12 protein-coding genes are annotated in these 20,025 nt (G+C 45.4%); 8 read left to right on the top strand and 4 right to left on the bottom strand.

Annotated elements, in window-relative coordinates; genetic code table 11:
• Positions 1–26: 26 nt before the first annotated feature.
• On the top strand, positions 27–5,405 hold the full coding sequence (locus AELLOGFF_RS17775; protein ID WP_235036468.1) for an Ig-like domain-containing protein: 5,379 nt from the start codon (positions 27–29) through the stop codon (positions 5,403–5,405).
• Between the two features lie 147 nt (positions 5,406–5,552).
• On the opposite strand, the gene AELLOGFF_RS17780 is transcribed toward AELLOGFF_RS17775, so the two are convergent.
• A complete protein-coding gene (locus tag AELLOGFF_RS17780; RefSeq protein WP_159270354.1) occupies positions 5,553–6,419 on the bottom strand; it encodes an HDOD domain-containing protein in 867 nt (288 codons plus the stop codon).
• Positions 6,420–6,539: 120 nt separating this feature from the next.
• Positions 6,540–8,135 (bottom strand): ABC-F family ATPase, encoded by a 1,596-nt coding sequence (locus AELLOGFF_RS17785; RefSeq protein ID WP_159270355.1) that lies wholly within the window; start codon positions 8,133–8,135, stop codon positions 6,540–6,542.
• Positions 8,136–8,441: 306 nt separating this feature from the next.
• On the opposite strand from AELLOGFF_RS17785, the gene AELLOGFF_RS17790 reads away from it, so the two are divergent.
• Together AELLOGFF_RS17790 and AELLOGFF_RS17795 are read left to right on the top strand one after the other, a co-directional pair.
• The gene (locus tag AELLOGFF_RS17790; RefSeq protein ID WP_235036469.1) at positions 8,442–9,230 is read left to right on the top strand and encodes a methyltransferase family protein; all 789 of its coding nucleotides are present in this window, start codon (positions 8,442–8,444) and stop codon (positions 9,228–9,230) included.
• The gene (locus tag AELLOGFF_RS17795; RefSeq protein ID WP_159270356.1) at positions 9,220–9,606 is read left to right on the top strand and encodes a hypothetical protein; all 387 of its coding nucleotides are present in this window, start codon (positions 9,220–9,222) and stop codon (positions 9,604–9,606) included. The genes AELLOGFF_RS17790 and AELLOGFF_RS17795 overlap by 11 nt, the downstream gene beginning before the upstream one ends.
• Before the next feature lie 109 nt (positions 9,607–9,715).
• Here AELLOGFF_RS17795 and AELLOGFF_RS17800 read toward each other — a convergent pair whose 3' ends face one another.
• Positions 9,716–10,831 (bottom strand): saccharopine dehydrogenase family protein, encoded by a 1,116-nt coding sequence (locus AELLOGFF_RS17800; RefSeq protein ID WP_159270357.1) that lies wholly within the window; start codon positions 10,829–10,831, stop codon positions 9,716–9,718.
• Between the two features lie 169 nt (positions 10,832–11,000).
• On the opposite strand from AELLOGFF_RS17800, the gene AELLOGFF_RS17805 reads away from it, so the two are divergent.
• Entirely contained in the window at positions 11,001–12,017 is a 1,017-nt protein-coding gene (locus tag AELLOGFF_RS17805) for an AraC family transcriptional regulator (protein ID WP_159270358.1), read from the top strand.
• Here the strand turns inward: AELLOGFF_RS17805 and AELLOGFF_RS17810 are convergent.
• Positions 11,945–13,030, bottom strand: coding sequence for an AraC family transcriptional regulator (locus AELLOGFF_RS17810; RefSeq protein WP_159270359.1), 1,086 nt, complete (start codon positions 13,028–13,030; stop codon positions 11,945–11,947). The genes AELLOGFF_RS17805 and AELLOGFF_RS17810 overlap by 73 nt on opposite strands.
• Before the next feature lie 149 nt (positions 13,031–13,179).
• Between AELLOGFF_RS17810 and AELLOGFF_RS17815 the strand changes: the two genes are divergently transcribed.
• From AELLOGFF_RS17815 to AELLOGFF_RS17830, 4 genes are all read left to right on the top strand, one after another.
• Positions 13,180–14,511 (top strand): acyl-CoA dehydrogenase family protein, encoded by a 1,332-nt coding sequence (locus tag AELLOGFF_RS17815; protein ID WP_159270360.1) that lies wholly within the window; start codon positions 13,180–13,182, stop codon positions 14,509–14,511.
• A gap of 12 nt (positions 14,512–14,523) precedes the next feature.
• A complete protein-coding gene (locus AELLOGFF_RS17820; protein ID WP_159270361.1) occupies positions 14,524–15,762 on the top strand; it encodes a thiolase family protein in 1,239 nt (412 codons plus the stop codon).
• Positions 15,763–15,772: 10 nt separating this feature from the next.
• Entirely contained in the window at positions 15,773–17,377 is a 1,605-nt protein-coding gene (locus tag AELLOGFF_RS17825; RefSeq protein ID WP_159270362.1) for an AMP-binding protein, read from the top strand.
• 191 nt (positions 17,378–17,568) lie between these two features.
• Positions 17,569–20,022 carry an efflux RND transporter permease subunit gene (locus tag AELLOGFF_RS17830; protein ID WP_159270363.1) on the top strand — a complete coding sequence of 818 codons (2,454 nt, stop codon included), beginning with the start codon at positions 17,569–17,571 and terminating at the stop codon, positions 20,020–20,022.
• Positions 20,023–20,025: the final 3 nt, after the last annotated feature.

Raw genomic sequence — 20,025 nt, forward strand, 5'->3', positions numbered from 1 at the left:
CGTCGGAAGCGGGCGGCAATATCGATGTGACGGGCACGGTTGGCGGCGATGCGGCGCCAGGCGACACGGTTAGCTTCACGATCAACGGGAATGATTACAGCGGAGTTGTTGGCGCGGGTAACACGTACAGCATCATTGTGTCGGGCGCGGATTTAGCGGCGGATACGAGCTTCGATGCGACGGTTGTGGGTAGTGATGAAGCGGGTAATCCGTTCAGTGCGAGCACGACGTCGACTCACACGGTTGATGACGTGGCGGCGGCGACGATCACGGTTGACGACATCACGGCGGATGACGTTGTGAATGCGTCGGAAGCGGGCGGCAATATCGATGTGACGGGCACGGTTGGCGGCGATGCGGCGCCAGGCGACACGGTTAGCTTCACGATCAACGGGAATGATTACAGCGGAGTTGTTGGCGCGGGTAACACGTACAGCATCAGTGTGTCGGGCGCGGATTTAGCGGCGGATACGAGCTTCGATGCGACGGTTGTGGGTAGTGATGAAGCGGGTAATCCGTTCAGTGCGAGCACGACGTCGACTCATATGGTGCCACCGACCTTGGACCTTGATGGCGATGCTGCGGGTACGGGTTATGTTACTAATTATGTAGAAGGAGGTAGCGGTGTAGCAATCGCGGACAGCGATATTACTATTGCTGACGTAGATAGTAATAATTTGCAGTCGGCGACGATTACATTAACCAATGCCGAAGCAGGTGATTTGCTCAATGTGGGTACTTTGCCGTCAGGTATTTCAGCATCGGCTTACAATGCTGCAACAGGTGAATTGACGCTCACTGGTAATGCAAGTCTTGCTGATTATCAATCGGCGATTAAAGCCATTCAATTTGAAAATGATGGCAATGGTTCGGATACCACGCGGGTTATTGAGGTTGTGGTTAACGACGGAGTGAGTAGCAGTGAAGTGGCTGTTACAACGATTAATGTCACAACTATCCCAACGGTATCGATAGATGATGTGTTGGTTCAGGAGCCAGAAACGGGGACGACGACCCTGACCTTCACTGTCGCTATTGATGAGGCATTAACGTCAGATTTAACCTTTGATTTTAATACCGTTGATATTAGTGCCGTAGGCGGTGCAGATTATCAATCGATAGGCGTTACCCAAGGGACGATTGTTGCGGGAAGCACGACGGCGACGATTTCGGTTACGGTGAATAGTGACGCTAATCAATTTGAAGGTGATGAAACATTATCTGTAGATATAAGTAATTTTAATCAAACCGTTAATTTTGAAACCTCAGCTCATACGACGGTAAACGGTATTCAAGGTATTGGTACTATCGGTGCAAATAATGGAGCGCCAGTAGCAGAAGACGACAGCTATGTGACCAGTGAGGACACTGATTTACTCATAGACAATGTGCTGTCGAACGATACCTTGGTAGACGGTGCGGAGGTTAGTAGCTTTACCCAAGCTAGTAATGGATCGGTGATTGATAACGGTGATGGCACGTTTACGTATTCACCCGATAGCGGCTTTACTGGCAGCGATACCTTTACCTACACATTAACAGACGCTGACGGTGAGACTGATACCGCAACGGTAACTGTTACCGTAAGTTCAGGAGCAGCCAACCCGCCTGTAGTTAGTAATGTGCCTGATATCAGCTACACCGAAAATGATGGTGCGACAAATATATTGTCGGGGATATCTATATCCGATTCAGACAGCACGAACCTATCCTCTGTGGTGGTGCGTATAGACGGCTATCTGCCCAGCCAAGATGTCTTGGACTTTATTACTGCAGGTACCAGCGTGGTTGCGACAACCTCCGTATCTGGCGGGACGTGGGAATTGACCTTGAGTGGCGGTGCCGATATCAATGAGTATCTCTCAGTCTTAGGGTCATTAAACTATGAAAATAGCTCTGAAAACCCTAGCTCTTCGCCAAGAAATATCACTGTTGAAGCTTACGATGACGAGTTTAACAACTTGTTTGGAACAGATGCGGGCACCATTTCTGTTACACCAGTAAATGATGGGCCAGAGGTTGTTGATGGCTCAGTGTTCGTTCTTGACAGTAGCGATGATAATGCATTGGGGATTGTGGCCCCAACCGATCCTGATACGGATGACGCGGCATTAGTGATTACGGTCACGGGTTTACCTACGGGGCTAGGTACGGTGACGTTGGCCGATGGCACGGCGGTGGCGATTGGCGATACCTTAACGATAGCGCAACTTGAAAACTTGCAGTTTGATGCTGGCGCCAATCAGGGACAGGGCGACTTCACCTACGATGTCTTCGACGGCGAGATAACGACGTCGGCCACGACAACGATAAATGTTGGCTCAACTGAAGCGGATACAGGGACTGTTTACGAAAGCGCATTGAGTGATGGAACCGGTGGCGGTGTTACCACGGTCACAGGGAATTTATTAGAGAATGATGCTACTGCTACGGGTTCGACCACACTCGATTCAGTAAATGGTGTGTCGCCTTCTGGTGGTGTGATTACGATTACGACTGGTATTGGCACCTTAACGGTATACGCCGACAATACTACGGCGGGGCACAGTGCCGGTGATTATGAATATGTCCTCAACACGGCAGATAGTAGTGGCAACGATGTTGATGAGGTTTTCAGTTACACCTTTACTGAAAATGGGGTTGCACTGTCAGATAACTTAACCATTTCAGTTATCGATGATGTCCCAGTTGCTAACGATGTTTATGAATCCGTTCCAGAATCTGAAGAGCAGGTATTTAACTTAGTACTAACCTTAGATGTCTCAGGCAGTATGGGATGGCAGCTAGATAGTAATAATGTCGCCATAGGTGAGCCGTCGCGTTTAGATGTCGCTAAAGAAGCCTTGGGTGCATTGAGTCAGCAATTCTTTAATCAGTCTTCACAGGTAACGGTGACGTTGCTGTCCTTTGCGAGTAATGCCTCAACGGTTGGCACGTATACTGACTTTGAAAGTTTCGAGACAGCGTTGAATGGCTTGTCCGCAAATGGTGGTACTAACTACTCTAATGCGGTTGACCTGATTGAAGATGAATTTAGGGATGATATTTCTGCGCAAAATCCCGCGAATGGAGTGCAGAACATCTCTTATTTTGTGTCTGACGGTGTGTCTTCGTCATCACCGATTGGCAGTGGCTTTGATACCTATGTTAATAGCAATGAGATTGATTCTTTTGCTGTTGGTATTGGCCCTGGCTTGGCGAATGGCAGTGCGGATCTTGATTTTATCCACAATATCGATTCATTGGGGCAGGGTGGGACGACGGACGGTGCCATCATTGTTGCGGATATCAATGAGCTAGAAGCGGAACTGTTGAATACGGTGCCCACAGCCTTTGGTGGCAGTATTGCGGTGCAAGGCAGTGTGCAAAATATCGCGTTTGGCGCAGACGATGGGTATGTGCAAAGCATCACTATGGATATCGATGGTACTGATTATACCTTTAGTTATAACGGTACATCGGTTTCAGTTTCTCCTGCCCTGGCGGGCGTTGTCATTGACGGTTCAGAGGTCACTATTGGGCCCAATGTGACAGGCTTTGATTTAGGTACCTTTGCCATTGATTTGGCGGATGGAACATACACCTTTAGCTCGCCCAATGGTAACGCTGGGAATCAATTGCTGTTTGACTACACCGCAGTGGATGGTGATGGCGATACCGCTAGCGGTCAGGCTACGATTGATATTGAAGATGATGCACCGACGGCTAATGACGACCTGCACTCCATCAGCGCGGGCGAAATTGCCGAAGGTAATGTGATTAATGCCATGGGTACGGATGGTGGTCCTGCATTAGGGTCTAACTTTACGCCGTTTGCCGCACAAGGTGATGGCGTTGATAAAGTGGTTGATGACGCAAGCATCACCGAGATGACCTATCGAGGAGAAAGTTTTGATCTTGATTTTGATAGTGGCAGTATTCCCGCAAGTGGCACATCGGGTACTCTAAGCTGGGATTACAGTATTACCACCGATGTGTTTGGCAATGAAATTGCTCAGGTTGTTGTTAAGGATAGCAGTGACTTTGCAGTATTAACCTTTAATAACACCGGTTATTATCGCTTTGCGCCAGCAGCCGAAGTGTCGGTGAATACAACATCGCAAACCAATGTAAACAATGCAGACTTTGATATTGCGGTCCGTAAAGGTGGTGCGTCGCTTGTCTACAATAATGACGGTGTTGGTGTCTCTGGTGGTAATGGCGAGTTATTGAGCTCTGGTGAAGCAATCACGCTAACCTTTGACAGCGCGGCATTACCAAATGGGGTTAATAATTTATCTCTGACTTTTGATGATTACCAATCCAGTTATGGCGACCGTGTTCGGGTCCTTGTAACTCACGATACTGATGGCGATGGTATTTTTACAACTACGACGATAGATCGAAGTGCGCAAAATAATAGCCAAGAAACCTTAGACTTGTCGGCATACTCGTCCGTTACCGTGGTGGATATTGAATACATTGGATCTGGATTTGATACGGGCTTATTTAACGTGACATACAGCCCGCAAGTTGAAGGAAGTGTGACGCCAGAGCCCGAAATTATTGGTTATACATTAACCGATGTTGATGGCCAGTCAGATTCAGCGCAGCTGGCAATTTATACCATCGAGAATGAAATAAGCGGAACGGACAACGCTGACAGCATTGCCGGTGGCGACCTGAATGATGCGATTACCGGTGGTGATGGCATGGATATTCTAAGCGGTGGCGCCGGTCACGATACCTTAAGTGGTGGCTTGGGTGACGATACATTGCTAGGTGGCCAAGGTGTTGATAACTTACTAGGCGGCGAAGGCGATGACTCTCTACTCGGTGGTGCGGGCGACGATCATCTAACAGGTGGCACGGGTGATGATACCTTGGATGGTGGTACCGGAGACGACATCCTGCTAGGTGGCGACGGTGACGATACCTTATACGGCGGTGCAGGTAATGACGAGCTGGAAGGTGGCCGTGGTAATGATGTTTTATACGGTGGTGCTGGTGATGACTCTCTCTTGGGTGGTGACGGCAGTGATACGCTTTATGGTGGTCAGGGTGACGACACGCTGAGTGGTGGCAGAAATAGTGATACCTTTGTTTGGAATAGTACGGATAAAGGCAGCACAGCTAGCCCAGCGAGCGACATAATCACTGACTTTACTACCGGTGTTGGCGGTGATGTACTTGATTTATCTGATCTCTTGCAAGGGGAGGAGAACGGTACCCTTACGGATTACCTCTCGTTCCAAAGTGATGGTAGTGGCAATACTATCTTGAGTATTGATTCTGCAGGTGACTCACCATTTAGTGCTGATCAAACGATCACCTTAAGTGGTGTGGATTTAACAGGAGCAGGCACATTGAGTGATCAAGATATTATTAATAACTTACTCTCAAACGGTAATATCATTATCGACTGAAGTGTTATATGAGTTATCTGGTGCCCTGCATAATAGGGCGCCAGGTGGTCATAGTGACAGTTCGGGCAGTGTAAATGCGCTTAATGATGATAAATGGTGTGGAGTGATAAGGTGAAAATGCGGCTTAGCAGCTGTCTATATTATGCTTTATAACAGCGAGTTTTGTAATTCATTAATTTCTTGTTTTGCTTCTGCTAAAAAAGCCAAGCCTTGTTCTGGCCCCAACTCTTTTAGCCCCAATTTATTAAATGCGGGTAATTGGGTGAGCCGAGGTAATTTACCGTGACGACGTTCTGCCAAGAAGGTGTGGTATCTAGCAACTAAAATCAAGTCAGCCAAGTCGGGTTTAGCGTGGGTGTCCCGCATCCAGTTTTCTCGGTTTAAACCGACCAGAATAAGCTCTTCATCAAAGTGCCATGTGTGCAATATTAATCCGCTGACCTTGCCTGTGTAGTGTTTGATCAGTTCGGGTACTGCTGTGGGGTCATCTTTGATTTGCGGAAACGATTTTATATTGGCGAGTAAGGGTAGCGCGCCAATATCTTGGAGTAAGCCCGCAAGTAAGGCTCTGTCAGGATCAAAGCTGCAGTGCCTTGCCATTACGTGGGCAAGGGCGGCGGTATGAACACTGCGTCGCCAAATTTCTCGAAGATACTGCTTAATGGTGGGGTCATGGATAAGAAATAGCGTCTTAAGTGCATAGCTAGCGGTAAGATCGCGAGCGGCATTAAGACCGAGTCGACGTATTGCCGCAGCTAGGTCGCGTACGGGGTTGCCGCGACTATAGTGCACGCTATGGCTTATTTTTAATAAGTAAGCGCTCAGTCCGGGGTCTTGTTGGATGAGTTTGACGAGAGTGTCAATTTCTAAGTCGGTTTTAGTAATAGCAATGCGAATATCAATCGCTATGTCCGGTAGGCTCGGTAGCTCTAAGGTTCCGGCCCGCAACGAATCCGTCACCCGCTTTAAGAGCTGGGCTTTGGGCGTTGTGGTGGGAATACCGGCAGAAGGCATTGCAGGGTCTTTAGAATGAGTGGCTTAATACTGTCGCGTTTACACCATTAATTCTCAATAGGGAATTGCCGTAGGGTGGGAAGAAAGGAGGCCGGTTGAAGTACCGGCCTTAGGCAGTATTTACTTACTTTGAGCGTCTTGGTGCGACAAAAACTCATCGTAATTACCTTGGAAGTCAATCAGTTGCTCATCTTTGATTTCGACAATCCGCGTTGCTAATGACGAGACAAATTCGCGGTCGTGACTGGCAAAAATAAGCGTTCCTTCGTAATGTTCTAGGGCGAGGTTGAGCGCCTCGATGGCTTCCATATCTAAGTGGTTGGTGGGCTCATCCATGATTAAGACATTGGTGTCTTGCATCATCAATTTACCAAAAAGTAAGCGGTTCTTTTCGCCACCAGAGCAGACTTTAGCGCGCTTTTTAAAGTCGTCGGAAGAAAAAAGAAGGCGCCCCAAGGTGGCGCGAACAATTTGGTCGTCGTGCTCAGGTTTGCGCCATTGGCTCATCCAATCGAACAAGTTGAGGTCGTTGTCAAAGTCGTTGCTACTGTCCTGGGGGCAGTATCCAAGCGTGGCATTCTCAGCCCACTTAACCACACCCTCTTTGGCACTTAATTCATTGACCAAACAACGCAGGAAGGTAGTTTTCCCCGCGCCATTTTCGCCTAACACGGCTAAACGTGTACCGGCGTCTAAAATCATATTGCCTTTTTTGAACAAAACTTCATCAAAACCATGGCCAATATTTTCTAGAGTCAGCGCTTGGCGGTGAAGCTTTTTGTCCTGCTTAAAACGAATATACGGTGATTGGCGACTAGAGGCTTTAATTTCGTCTAGTTGGATTTTGTCTATTTGTTTTGCGCGAGAGGTAGCCTGCTTAGCTTTGGAGGCATTGGCAGAGAAGCGGCTAACAAAGGCCTGCAAATCAGCAATTTGCGCAGATTTTTTGGCATTTTGAGATTGTAAGCGTTCGCGAGCGGCTGTCGCTGCCGTCATGAAATCATCGTAATTACCGGGGTAGACACGCAACTCACCGTAATCAATGTCAGCCATGTGGGTGCAGACTTCGTTTAAAAAATGGCGATCGTGGGAGATGATAACCATGGTGCTTTTACGCTCATTTAGCACACCTTCAAGCCAGCGGATGGTATTGATATCCAAGTTGTTGGTTGGCTCGTCAAGTAGAAGAACATCCGGATCAGAGAACAAAGCTTGAGCCAGCAGTACACGTAGTTTCCAGCCTGGGGCAACTTCACTCATGGGACCAAAATGAAGGTCTAGTTCAATGCCTGCGCCTAGTAATATTTCGCCGGCACGACTTTCAGCACTGTAACCATCCATTTCCATGAATTGAGTTTCAAGGTCTGCGACTTTCATGCCGTCTTCTTCAGACATTTCCGGTAGAGAGTAAATGCGGTCGCGCTCTTGCTTCACTTCCCATAGCTCGGTGTGCCCCATGATTACCGTGTCAATAACCGAATATTGCTCAAAAGCAAATTGGTCTTGGTGCAGCTTGCCTATGCGTTCGTTCGGGTCTAGTGAGACGTTACCGGACGTCGGTTTTAGACTGCCATCCAATATCTTCATAAAGGTGGACTTACCGCAGCCATTGGCGCCGATCAGGCCATAGCGATTACCACCGCCAAATTTAACGGAGATGTTTTCAAAAAGCGGCTTGGCACCAAACTGCATGGTGATATTTGCGGCGGAAATCAATGTCGTATACCCAGTGAGTGATGAAATGAAAATAGCGAAAAGAGGACTACTTGCGGGGCGCAAATTGTACGTCTTTTGGGCTCTCAGGTCGAGGTGTACGGGTCTTGCGAGTCATATTTATTAAATAAGGGGCGTAAGCGGTAGTCGATTATTGTACGTAAGCGCGAATGGCCATTTATCGAGCTTGAATGACGTTAAGCAGCTTGTCGTTTATTAACAGTGAAGTCGTCGCACTCCGCTATGTTCAATTTTTCTGATTAAGGTAGTTTAATGAAAGGAAATAAAACCATAATAAACGAGGTGAATATGACGACTGTAACGCGAGAGTCGGTGCCATTCTGGGCACGATTTTTTTTAAAATTTGCGGATGTAACTATTTTTAATGCCCCTGGCCGGCCATTTATGAAAGTGGCTTGGGCGGTAGATCTACATAAAATATTTACGCTATTTATCATCTACGGAATGATGAGTTACTACAGTAATTTCAGTGTAGGTGCGTGGGTGTTTTTAGGTTTACATGGGATTTATGGCTACTGTTGGTTGATTAAAGACTTTGGCTTTAGAGATCATCAATTAGAAAATAAGCTTAGCTTTTTAGGGTTTATAAATTTATACGTGTTATTGGTCGCATGGTATTGGTTGATGCCCTGGTTGTTTATTTCACGCGCAATTGAGCCGAGCGGTCTAATCGTGTTTATTGCTATTGCTATCCACACCCTAGGTGTTGTGACAATGGTGGCAGGAGATGGGCAGCGCCATTGGATTTTAAAATACCGGACAAAACCCGGTCTGATTACAGAAGGTATGTATAGGTATACGCGTAACCCTAATTACCTTGGTGAATTAATGCTTTATGCGGCATATGCGCTATTGGCAAATCATTGGATTGCGTGGGTAATTTACGGGTATATGGCGGTCTATTTTCTTGCTCGAATGAAAGGCAAGGATAATGCTATTTCACGTCATCCTGGCTGGAAAGAGTACAAAGCACAATCTGGGATGTTGATTCCTTGGGCATTACTTAATGGCAGAGCAGTGTTCGATCGCATGAGTAAAAATGATAAAAAGATAGCGGAGTATCAGCATGAAAAATAAGCGGATGTGGCGAGGGTTTTTTCAGTTTTCCGCCATTTTTAATTTTTCAGCTGCATTTGCAATGCTGATAATCCCTGGTGTGTTTTTTGATCTCTTGATGATGGGGGATACCCTGACCAAAGAGGTCATGCCTTGGTTGCATCAATTTGCTGGTCTAGTCTTGGTGTTTGGGTTTGGTTATTGGCTAGTCTCTACCAACCCAATGATGCATAAAGATATTGTCTGGATGGGATGCGTGGGGAAAACCGTTGTGTTTTCTCTGGCATGGATAGATATCGCGCTGTTTGATGCACCTATTGGCTTCGGAATATTGGTGGTTGCTGATTTAATATTTGCAATGTTCTTTGCAGTAGTTTGGCGATCCAAGGAAGCTTAGAAATCTAAGAAAATGCTATATTTGATGTGATTGTAAGAAAAGATATGCGAGTTAGTTGGGTTATTAAAACCTAGCTAACTCGCTAATACTAATTAACGATACTTACACTTTATTGCCAAGGATTGTTCATGTATCCGAGCTGATGGAACTTCTCTATCAGTTCACGATGTCCAAATGCCCCCGCTGCTGATTGAAAGCCCACCGCTTTCAGTTCACCATTTAATAATCGTTCAGTTGCTTCAGTACATATTTCACCGGTAAACGTATATGGCGCATTAAGCGAAAGTGGGAATACCGTAGTGACCTGTCTTCCTTGGCCTATGCATGTGATTACGGTGCGGTGTATGTCTGGGCTGTCTTTTGGTGGTTCTTCTGGCGTCATTTCGTCACCGAATTGATTGGTTAATACTTCCTTTTCAGCTTGGTTCATGCCGACGGATTCTTTATTGAAACGATGTATTAATGAAACCACGCTCTCAATAATTTCGTCGCCAAAAGCAGTGAGTACTTTACAGTTTAATACGCGATCGTCGTGCTCGTACCATACGGGCTCGCAGCCACCGCTCCACGGTAAGGCAAGTGCTGGTTGAGACATGTGTGGCACATTAATCGTAAAGTGCCGATCACCCTGCCATTCAATCATTTCATTATTTTTTAATAAATACTGTGGATTGTTAACCATGCGTAAAAATGATTTGGTAGAAGCTTGAGATGGGAGTGCATCGTTAATCTGATAAGTAAGGTCTAGGCTGTCAACGCCCTCAGTTTCAAGTGCAACCTCAGCGGCTAATGCGCCAGCGCACCACATGTAACTATTAGCAGGACTTAGGAGAAGGTTCTTTTCTGCAAAAGCTTTGCCGTATTGATCGCGAACCGCGATAACAAAATCTTGTTCACCGGTGGTGTCAAGGTAGTGGCAGTTGGTTTCCAAACAGGTTTCAACAACGGGCCAAGCAAGCTGCATAAAGGGGCCAGCGACATTGATAACAACTTCGACCTTTTCAAATAAAGGCAGGAGTTCTTCGCGAGTATTAGCTGCCTGCACTATGGTCGCAGGAGCTTTGTGTCCTAGTCGCTCTTCTACAATCGCGAGCGAGGCGTCTAGTTTATCTTTATTTCGGCCAACGAAATAAAATGGCATATTACGTTGAGCAAGGCATTCTGCTACTAGTTTGCCGGTATAGCCGCTGGCGCCGTAAATTAATACGCGTGGTGAATCTGACATAAATACGCTCCATTATTTTAATTTTTTGGAAATATGATTGTGCCCCATCAAACAATTTGACAAGGGTGATTTAAAGTATCTAAAGTGACTGTTCCAAAGAATGCGAAAAACGGACAGGGGCTTGCGAAATGCGGACGCTGATGATAATTTAAAAAGAAAAGAGCGCACCATGAAGCCAAAATATCATTCGGCAAAAACCATTCTTTCTCCGCTAAGTCGCCTTCGGGAAGAGGGTATCTCTGTTGGGCAGGCATTGACCGGTACGGGGCTTTCTCTTTCTATTCTCAATAAGCCAGAGCAACATGTTAGTTTGAGCCAAGAGCTCATGTTTCTACGCAACTTGCGCAAGGCAACAGCTAACCCTGCCATTGGATTAAAAGTGGGGTCTTGTTATCCACTAAGTTTGTTTGGCATCTATGGTTACGCTTTGATGAGCGCTGCCACTGTTAGTGATGCTTTGAAATTGGCTTACGAATACGTTGAGTTAAGTTTTGCATTTTTAGAACACAGCTTATCGTTTCGTGGCAGCAATGTCGTAATGAGTATGAGCTCAGACGATTACAGTGCGGATGATATTTCGATGCTTAATGAGCGAGAGATGACGGCGACGCTCATGATTTTACGCGGTTTGATTGGAGAGGACTTTAGCCTACATTCGGTGAGTATGCGTCATTCCCAGCAAGCACCATTAATGGAATATAAAAAATATTTTGATTGCCCTATTCATTTTGATGCAGAGGAAAATACGCTTGTTTTCTCTGCTGAATTAATTAATACACCGGTATTGCAGTGCGATAGTGAGACAGCGAATTTATGTATCGACCGTTGCGAGCGATTAAAGGCACGATTAACAGAAGAGTATAATATTGTTGACGAAGTGCGTGAGCAGATTTTATTGCGGCCTGGTTACTTTCCTAATATTGAAGAGCTGGCGCAAAAATTAAATATGTCGGGAAGAACGTTGAGGCGAAAACTAAGCAGTCATGGCTCAGGTTACCAGAAGATATTAGATAGCTTACGGTTAGAGTTATCTCGTGAATACTTGTACTCAACTAAGATAAGCGTGGAGCAGGTGTCGATCTTGCTTGGTTACAGTGATCCCGCACATTTTTCTCATGCTTTTCGCCGTTGGGCGGGAGTGTCGCCATCAGATTTTCGGGCAGCATTTATGTTGCAATCACGATGACGCAGCTCGCTAGGGTTAATTCCCGTCCAGCGCTTGTAGGCGTGGCAAAAGCTAGATGAATCCGAGTAGCCTAATCTAACGGCAATTTCTTCTATCGTGAATGAGGTGCTTTGTAAATATTCAATGGCTAGATTACAGCGTACGTCTTCCAATATATCTTTGTAACTTCTTCCCTCTGCACTAAGTTTTCGCTGCACTGTTCGTGCTGTCATATTTAGGCGATCAGCAATGGTATCAAGTGTGAAAATGTCTCTGGGAGATGACAAGATATGATTGCGAACGATATCTGAGAAAGTGCTGTTCTTGGCTAGTTGCAAACAAATTTTTTCGCATTGATTGCCGTATATTCTCGCGGTTTCGGGTTCTGATTGCGCTAGTGGTTGATATAGCAAGCTGCTATCAAAAGCATAATAATTTTCAGAAGAATTAAAATACACTGGGCATTTAAAATATTCAGTATAGAGGTCGGCATAAGTAGGTTTGTCTTGCTTTAAATGAACTTCAATCACTGGTAATTCTTGGCCAAGGGCTTCCTTGAATATGGTGTGAGATGCAACTAGGCCGCGATCCACCATATATTGGTAGCTACCGCCAAGGTCTCTTAGCTTTTCAAGGCTAACATAAGCTCGGTCCCCTCTAACCGTTGTATTCCAAAACATATACGTCCATGTCATTAATATGTTTTTGTACAAAACTGCCATACCTGCCAATAAATTTTCGCTTGTCATAATGGCTAGGCCAAGTAAGCCATAGGCCGAAAGGTGATAACGACGGCCCACAATCAACCCTATCTCTGGAATATTGATGCCGCGAATAACTTCGGTAGTAAAGCTGAGTTCTTGGTGCGGGGTTAGCTCGTAAGTTGGGTCGTCCAGTGCTTGTAAAGGAATGCCTGCTACATCAAGCATTTGTGTTGGGTCGAGTTGATGTTCCTTTAAAAGGGAAATCAACGGATTCAGTCCGTAACTTAGGTGTCTTGCTGGTGGCGTGCTGAGTGACGACCTTAGCTCCATGATTGAAATCTCTTATTTTAATTTTAGCGGGCTGTCGTAAATTAACAATCATATTGTCCTGTGTAAACATCTAACTTCGTAACTTGCGGGGCTAGTATGGTCACCTAATTTAGATTTTTGATAAAAACCATAAAAATAGAGGTGAACACATGGCTACTCAATCTGCCCAAGAGATCAATGTCCAATCCCCAGTGGATTATCGTAATTTGGATGCGCCTATTTACTCCTGGGATGCGATACCAAAGTGTCAGCTAGGAATGACCGGTTCAGAAGCAACGCTGCCCGAGCATATCGCTGAATTCCAGAAAATACTCAGAGATTTTGCCATTAATGTAGCCCGTCCTATTGGGATAAAGTTAGACAGAATGACGCCAGAAGAGGTGATCGCAAAAGATTCACATTACTGGGAGTTTCGTAAAAAATATTTAGAGCTCGGCGTGACTGTAGAGGCGCTTGGTGAGATGGAGCCGCAGGAAGCTGCATTATTATTCTCTATTCTCTTTGAGGAGCTGGGCTATGGTGATGCTGGATTAGCTATTTCAGTTGGGGCTGGAATATTGCCGCAGTGGTTGTGCGCTAAGTTTGGTCGCAAAGATTTACTAGAAGAGTTTCCCGATGAAGTTCTCGGATGCTGGGGCATTACCGAGCCAGATCATGGCTCGGATATGCTCGACCCAAGCCGAAGTGTGGTTTATCCGGGGAGCTCCTATGGTAGGCCTAATCTGGTGGCAGACTTAACTGGAGACGATATTATTTTACACGGTCAGAAGTCTGCGTGGGTGTCTAACGGTGTGATTGCCGATGTCTGTATTATTTATTGTGCGGCAGACTCGGGTGATGGTCCATCGGCAAGCGATGGCTGTGCTTTAGTGTTTCCAATGAATTTACCCGGTATTAGCCGTGGTAAGCCACTAGATAAATTAGGGCAGCGCGCCTTAAATCAAGGTGAAATATTTTTTGATAATGTGCGTATCCCTAGAAAGTATTTGCTTGCGGGCCCCGAGGATTATCAGCGCGCAGTATATTGTATTCACGCTGAAGCTAACGCCTTAATGGGCGCGACCTTTACTGGTCTATCTCAGGCAGCTCTGGACCTTGCCATAGATTATGCGCATGAGCGGGTTGCTGGTGGTGTACCGATTATTCAACATCAATCAGTTCGTAGTCGATTATTTCATATGTATCGCAAGGTCGAAGTGTCTCGTTCGATCACCCGTCGAGGGTTGAACTTTAATAATGATCCCCAGCAAGGTACGCCTTCCCTGTGTACGGCGATGTTTTCGAAAACAACAGGAACGCAGAATGCATTTGAAGTAACTAGCGATGCATTACAAATTTTTGGTGGCAATGGGCTTACCAAAGAATATCCCCTAGAAAAAATGCTGCGAGATGCGCGTGCGTCGTTAATCGAAGATGGCTGTAACGAAGTTCTAGCATTGAAAGGCGGAAGCTACCTTATAGACAACGATAAGCTTTCTTAAGGGGGTGTCGTTGTGAAGCAGACAGCTTATGTTGCTGGCGTCGGTATGACGCCTTTTGGCAACGCTATGGATAAGACACTAAATGAGCTAGCCGCTAGCTCAATTCTTGATGCGATAAAGGATGCCGGCATTACGAAAGAGGATTTAAATGCGGCGTATATGGGGAATGCGGCTGGAGGAGTAATTACTGGTCAGGTTTGCGTGCCAGGACAGGTTGCTTTGCGCAGCATGGGGATTAGCAAGATACCTGTCGTGAATATAGAAAATGCTTGTGCCACTTCGGCTACCGCGTTTCAGCAAGCGTGCACAATGGTGACCTTAGGTGTTTACGATGTGGTGCTGGTGTGCGGTTACGAAAAGCTTTATCACGAAGATAAAAATAAAACTTTTTCGGTATTTACTGGTGCAATTGATGTTACTCAGACAGAGGCGATAGCTGCGCGATTAAAAGCACGAAATGATCTCATTGGTGAATCATTGGATATGAGTGGAGCGGGTTCTAGTCGCTCAATATTCATAGATATTTACGCCACGTGGGCGCGTGAACATATGCATTTGTACGGCACAACACGTGAGCAGTTAGCGGCGGTATCTGCTAAAAATTCAGTACACGGTAGTCTTAATCCAAAATCTCAATTTCAGAATGTCGTTAGCGTGGAAGAGGTGCTTAGTGCGCGCGAAATTGTCTCACCGCTAACCCTACCTATGTGCGCCCCTATTGGTGATGGTGCGGCATCGGTCATTGTTGTTAGTGAGCGTATGGCTAAAAAGTTGGGGAAAAAGCGTTGCATAAGAGTTAATGCCTCGAATTTGCACAGCGGGTGGGATGCAGAAGAAGGTGAAACACCTATGGTGACAACTGCCGTCACCGAGCTCTACGAGCAAGCTGGACTAGGCGCAGAAGACCTCAATTGTGTTGAGTTACATGATGCGTCGGCCATATCAGAAATTAAATATTATGAATACTTAGGCTTATGCGAAACCGGCGCAGGTGGCGATTATGTGCTCAGCGGCGCCTCATCCTTGGGTGGCAAGGTGCCGGTAAATACCTCGGGTGGTTTGATGCGTAAAGGTCATCCCATTGGCGCAACGGGTGCGGCACAAATTGTAGAACTAGTGATGCAGCTACGCGGAGAGGCAGGCAAACGTCAGGTTAGTGGGGCTAGGGTTGCTTTGGCTGAAAATGGCGGTGGGTATATTGGTACGGATGCCGCGGCGTTGGTATTAAGCATATTGTCAAAAGAAGAATAAGGGAATGGATATGAAAGATCTGAGAATACTAGCCAATTTAATTGAAGATAAAAAAAATACCAATCCCGATCTTGATGTACTTACTTTTGTAAATGTTCTTCCCTGTGGTGATTTGGAGCATGAAATTAGGACATACAAAAGTTTGTGGGAGCAGGGGCAGAGGGTGTTTGCTGGTTTAAGAAATGAGGGGATGTCGCCGGGTGATAGCTTTGCGATGGTGATGCAAAATCACCCTGAATTTGTAGATTGTATGGTCGGTAGCTCTTTAGCTGGGACGGTGTTTGTGCCGATTGATCCTCGTACAAGCGGTGATCGTCTTGAATATATGCTTAGTTGGGCAGATTGTAAGGGTGTTATCTGCGCTGATTATTGCCTTAATAGCGTGTTGGCTGCGTGTAAAAATCTACCGCAAATTCGTTGGGTTTGGGTATTGCAGACTGGCGAATTAATTAAGTTGCCGACAAGTAATGCGAAATTAAAAAAATGGTCTTCTATCGCCAACGCTACAGTAGTCGAAGCGTCTGGATTGGTGCAAAGCCCAAATGAAACAATGCAAATGCTTTATACCTCAGGGACGACTGGTGACCCTAAAGCAATACGAGCGCCATACACTCGATATGATGCAGTTTCTTCAATTGGACCAATGATCGGCTTGAATCAAGATGATCGTCCATATACTGGTCTTTCATTTACCCATGCAAATGCCCAGCTTATTAGCCTTGGTAATATCCTTAAAATGGGTTTGCGAGGAGTAATTAGCCGCAGGTTCACAAAATCTCGATTATGGGATATTTGTAGGGCATATGGATGCACCACGTTTAATTTATTGGGCGGTATGACTACGGCAATTTACAGCGAGCCGGTGCGAGCTAATGATGCAAATAATCCGGTTCGATTTATCTTAAGTGCGGGTATGCCATCGGCAATCTGGCATGATTTTAGTGAGCGCTTTAAGGTTGAGTTGTTTGAATTTTATGGCGCCGCGGAAGGCGGCATGATGTTTAATCCACCTGGGGTTGGCCCTGTAGGTAGTATTGGTAAACCTCCGGCGAGCTTGAAGGCGCGGATTATCGATGAGCAAGGCAATGCCTGTCCCCCGGGTGTGCATGGGGAAATCGTTTTCGAAGCCGTAGAGGGCGAGCCGCTGGCAGTTGAGTATTATAAGAATCCAGAAGCATCCCTTAAGAAAACTCAAGATGGCGTACTTTATATGGGGGATATAGGTCATCAGGATGAAGATGGCTGGTATTACTTTGATAGTCGCAAGGGTGATGAGATTCGCCGAAATGGTGAGTTTGTTGATGTTGCCAGAATAGAAAAAATTATTGCTGAATTTAATGATGTTGAGGACGTATTTGTATACGGAATTCCAGCACAAAATGGTGCGCCGGGGGAGAAAGACGTTATTGCTGCAGTGGTTCCCGTTGAGGCAAGATTGTTTGACCCAGATGTACTGGTAAATCATTGCAGGCAGGTTTTAGGAAGAAATGATCTACCAAGTTACATTCAGGTCATGTCTGAGATACCTAAAACAGCGTCTGAAAAACCACAATCTAGATTTTGTTATGAGTATTTTCTAGAGCAAAAAAATCATGTTTATGACGTTGCCTCATAATAAAAAAGAAAAAATAATAATGTCGTAAATTAACAGTGAAAGGGTCGGTAATGATCATTACCGACATTGCTCTTCAAGGCTAATATCAATTCTAAAATAGATCAGTAATAAATGCTGATAAGTTGATAGAACAATATTTATATAAAAGTTAATAATTACAATTTATTACATTGATAGGGTAGCCAACCTTAATGAATACAATAAGAAACAGAATAGCCATGGCTGTTCTGGAAAATAGAAAAACTGCATGGTTATTGTTTACTGTCATCACATTATTCTTTGCGATGGGTTTGAAAAATGTGGAACTGAAAACCATATTCTCGGATCTTCTTCCTAAGGATGATCCGTTTATAAAAGTCTTTAAAGATCACCCTAACTTCGGTAACCCATTAACATTTACATTAATGGTTAAAACAAAAAATGGTGATATTTATAACCCTGAGACTCTAGATAAAGTTTGGCAGTTAACGCGTGATATCGATCTGTCGCCTGGTGTAGATCACGACCAGATCCTATCTATTGCATCCGCAAAGGCGCGTTATGCGGAGGCGACGCCGTTTGGTATTGATGCCCAGCCATTAATGGGCGACTCAGTGCCAGTAAGTGAGCAGGAAATCGCTAGATTTAAAGAGAATGTACGTAAATCACCTAATGCTCAGCAATTTTTAATTTCCGGCGATGAAACCGCAACTCTAATCTCTGCGACGTTTATTGAGCAGCGTCTTGATTACGGCGAGGCATTTAAATTTGTAAAATCCCTTGCCGATAATGCACGTGATGCTAACCATGATGTGTATATGGCTGGGCAGCCTGCTTTGACAGGTTGGGTTTATGAATACCAGCATCAGATGATTGGTATTTTTGGTATAACGTTAGCCGCGCTGATTATCGCGCTAGTTTTGTATACACAAAACATTGCAGGTGTCGTTACGCCTGTATTCGCGAGTATTGTTGCCGCGATATGGGGTTTTGGTTTTGCGGGTTGGATGAAGCTTCCGATAGAGCCACTGTTAATGATTGTGCCTTTATTGCTGATAGCAAGATCATTTAGCCACTGCGTGCAATTTACAGAGCGTTTCTATGAGGTATTTGCGCAGGTTGGTGATAAAGTTCGTGCGGCGGGAATTACCACTGGCTTAATGCTGGCGCCGTCTATACTCGGCATCATTACCGACGCGGCAGGTATTTTTCTTATTTCGATTGCGCCTATTCCGGCTATGGAAAGGTTCTCACTGTTCTGTGGCTTTTGGGCAATGATGCTGGCGCCGACAGGTGTGTTTCTTGCGCCGCTGTTATTGTCAGTTTTACCGGCACCCAAAAACCTCGATAAAATTATTTCTGAAGAGTCGGGTGGTGTTCACGGCAGAGTTAAATCTGTTTTAGCTTGGATAGCGACTTTTTCTCAAGGTAAGCGTGCTAGATACACCACAATAGTCGTTGTTCTTGTAGCTGGTTTTTCATTTTATCACTCCATACGTATTCAAATTGGCAACCCCGTTGAAGGCAGTAATTTGCTGTGGGAAGACTCAGAATACAATGTGTCTGTTGCAGAAATAAATCAGCATTTTCCTGGTGTAAATACCCTTGAAGTTATCTTGGAGGCAAAGGATTCATCTAATCCAAACCGGGTGGCGCGGCAAGCTGAAACAGTAACCACAATGCTGCAACTACAGGCATTGATGGAGGCCGGCGAGGATGCGCCAAGAGCAACACTATCTTTTGGCGATTTTTTAATGGACGCAAATCGCTTGATATCTGGTGGTCATCCCAAGTGGTTACCTTTGGATAATACTGATTCTGCAGTAAATGCAGCAACCTCTGCTGTACTTATGGGTACTAGCCCCAAAGCATATTCCCATGTTGTTGATTTTGAGTTGCAGAATTCTACGGTCTCTTTTTGGTATCCCGATAATAAGCAAAATACTGTTGATCACGCCCTTGCTTCTGCTGAGGCTGCAATCGCTAAGGTTGGTATAGATCATTCTGATTTCACCGTGCGCTTGGGTAGTGGCACGATTGCGATACAGCAGGCAATCAACCATGTGGTAGAGCGTTATCACTGGTTAATTATGGGGCTGTTGAATGTGGTGATTCTACTTGTTTCTAGCTATGCCTACCGGTCACTGGTGGCGGGCATGGTGCTGCTTATTCCTGTCAACCTTTCCAATATGATTTTGACTACATCTATGTCATTCATGGGTATTGGGCTTGATATTAATTCTTTAATGGTAGCGGCGATTGGTGTCGGTGTTGGTATTGATTACGGAATCTACTTGTTAAGCCGCATGTGCGAAGAATATCAGGAACGTGAAGATTACGGTGCCTCCATAACGGCTGCGCTTACAACAACAGGGAAGGCCATTATGTTTACCGCGAGCATTATGCTGATCGGTATTCTTCCTTGGTACTTCTTGTCTGGACTTAAATTCTTAGCAGATATGGGGCTGTTACTCGTACTGGTGATGCTTATCAATATGGTTATTGCCTTGGTCGTATTGCCATTGCTGGTCTGGCTTATCAAGCCAAAATTTGTGTCCAGTAAAGACATTATGGTGCTGGGTGAAGGTGTCGATATCGCCAAGCTGATGGCAGAAGATGAAGAAAAAAAGAAAACAGTCACTAATTTAAGAGCCGAAACGGTGTAATGG

Origin of the sequence: Zhongshania aliphaticivorans, from assembly GCF_902705875.1 — a bacterium.
GTDB lineage: Bacteria > Pseudomonadota > Gammaproteobacteria > Pseudomonadales > Spongiibacteraceae > Spongiibacter > Spongiibacter aliphaticivorans_A.

What these genes read in the sequence shown, in the direction of transcription:
- AELLOGFF_RS17780 (WP_159270354.1), bottom strand. Translation starts at nt 6,419, where the DNA reads ATGCCTTCTGCCGGTATTCCCACCACAACGCCCAAAGCCCAGCTCTTA.
- AELLOGFF_RS17790 (WP_235036469.1), top strand. Translation starts at nt 8,442, where the DNA reads ATGACGACTGTAACGCGAGAGTCGGTGCCATTCTGGGCACGATTTTTT.
- AELLOGFF_RS17795 (WP_159270356.1), top strand. Translation starts at nt 9,220, where the DNA reads ATGAAAAATAAGCGGATGTGGCGAGGGTTTTTTCAGTTTTCCGCCATT.
- AELLOGFF_RS17800 (WP_159270357.1), bottom strand. Translation starts at nt 10,831, where the DNA reads ATGTCAGATTCACCACGCGTATTAATTTACGGCGCCAGCGGCTATACC.
- AELLOGFF_RS17805 (WP_159270358.1), top strand. Translation starts at nt 11,001, where the DNA reads ATGAAGCCAAAATATCATTCGGCAAAAACCATTCTTTCTCCGCTAAGT.
- AELLOGFF_RS17810 (WP_159270359.1), bottom strand. Translation starts at nt 13,030, where the DNA reads ATGGAGCTAAGGTCGTCACTCAGCACGCCACCAGCAAGACACCTAAGT.
- AELLOGFF_RS17815 (WP_159270360.1), top strand. Translation starts at nt 13,180, where the DNA reads ATGGCTACTCAATCTGCCCAAGAGATCAATGTCCAATCCCCAGTGGAT.
- AELLOGFF_RS17825 (WP_159270362.1), top strand. Translation starts at nt 15,773, where the DNA reads ATGAAAGATCTGAGAATACTAGCCAATTTAATTGAAGATAAAAAAAAT.
- AELLOGFF_RS17830 (WP_159270363.1), top strand. Translation starts at nt 17,569, where the DNA reads ATGAATACAATAAGAAACAGAATAGCCATGGCTGTTCTGGAAAATAGA.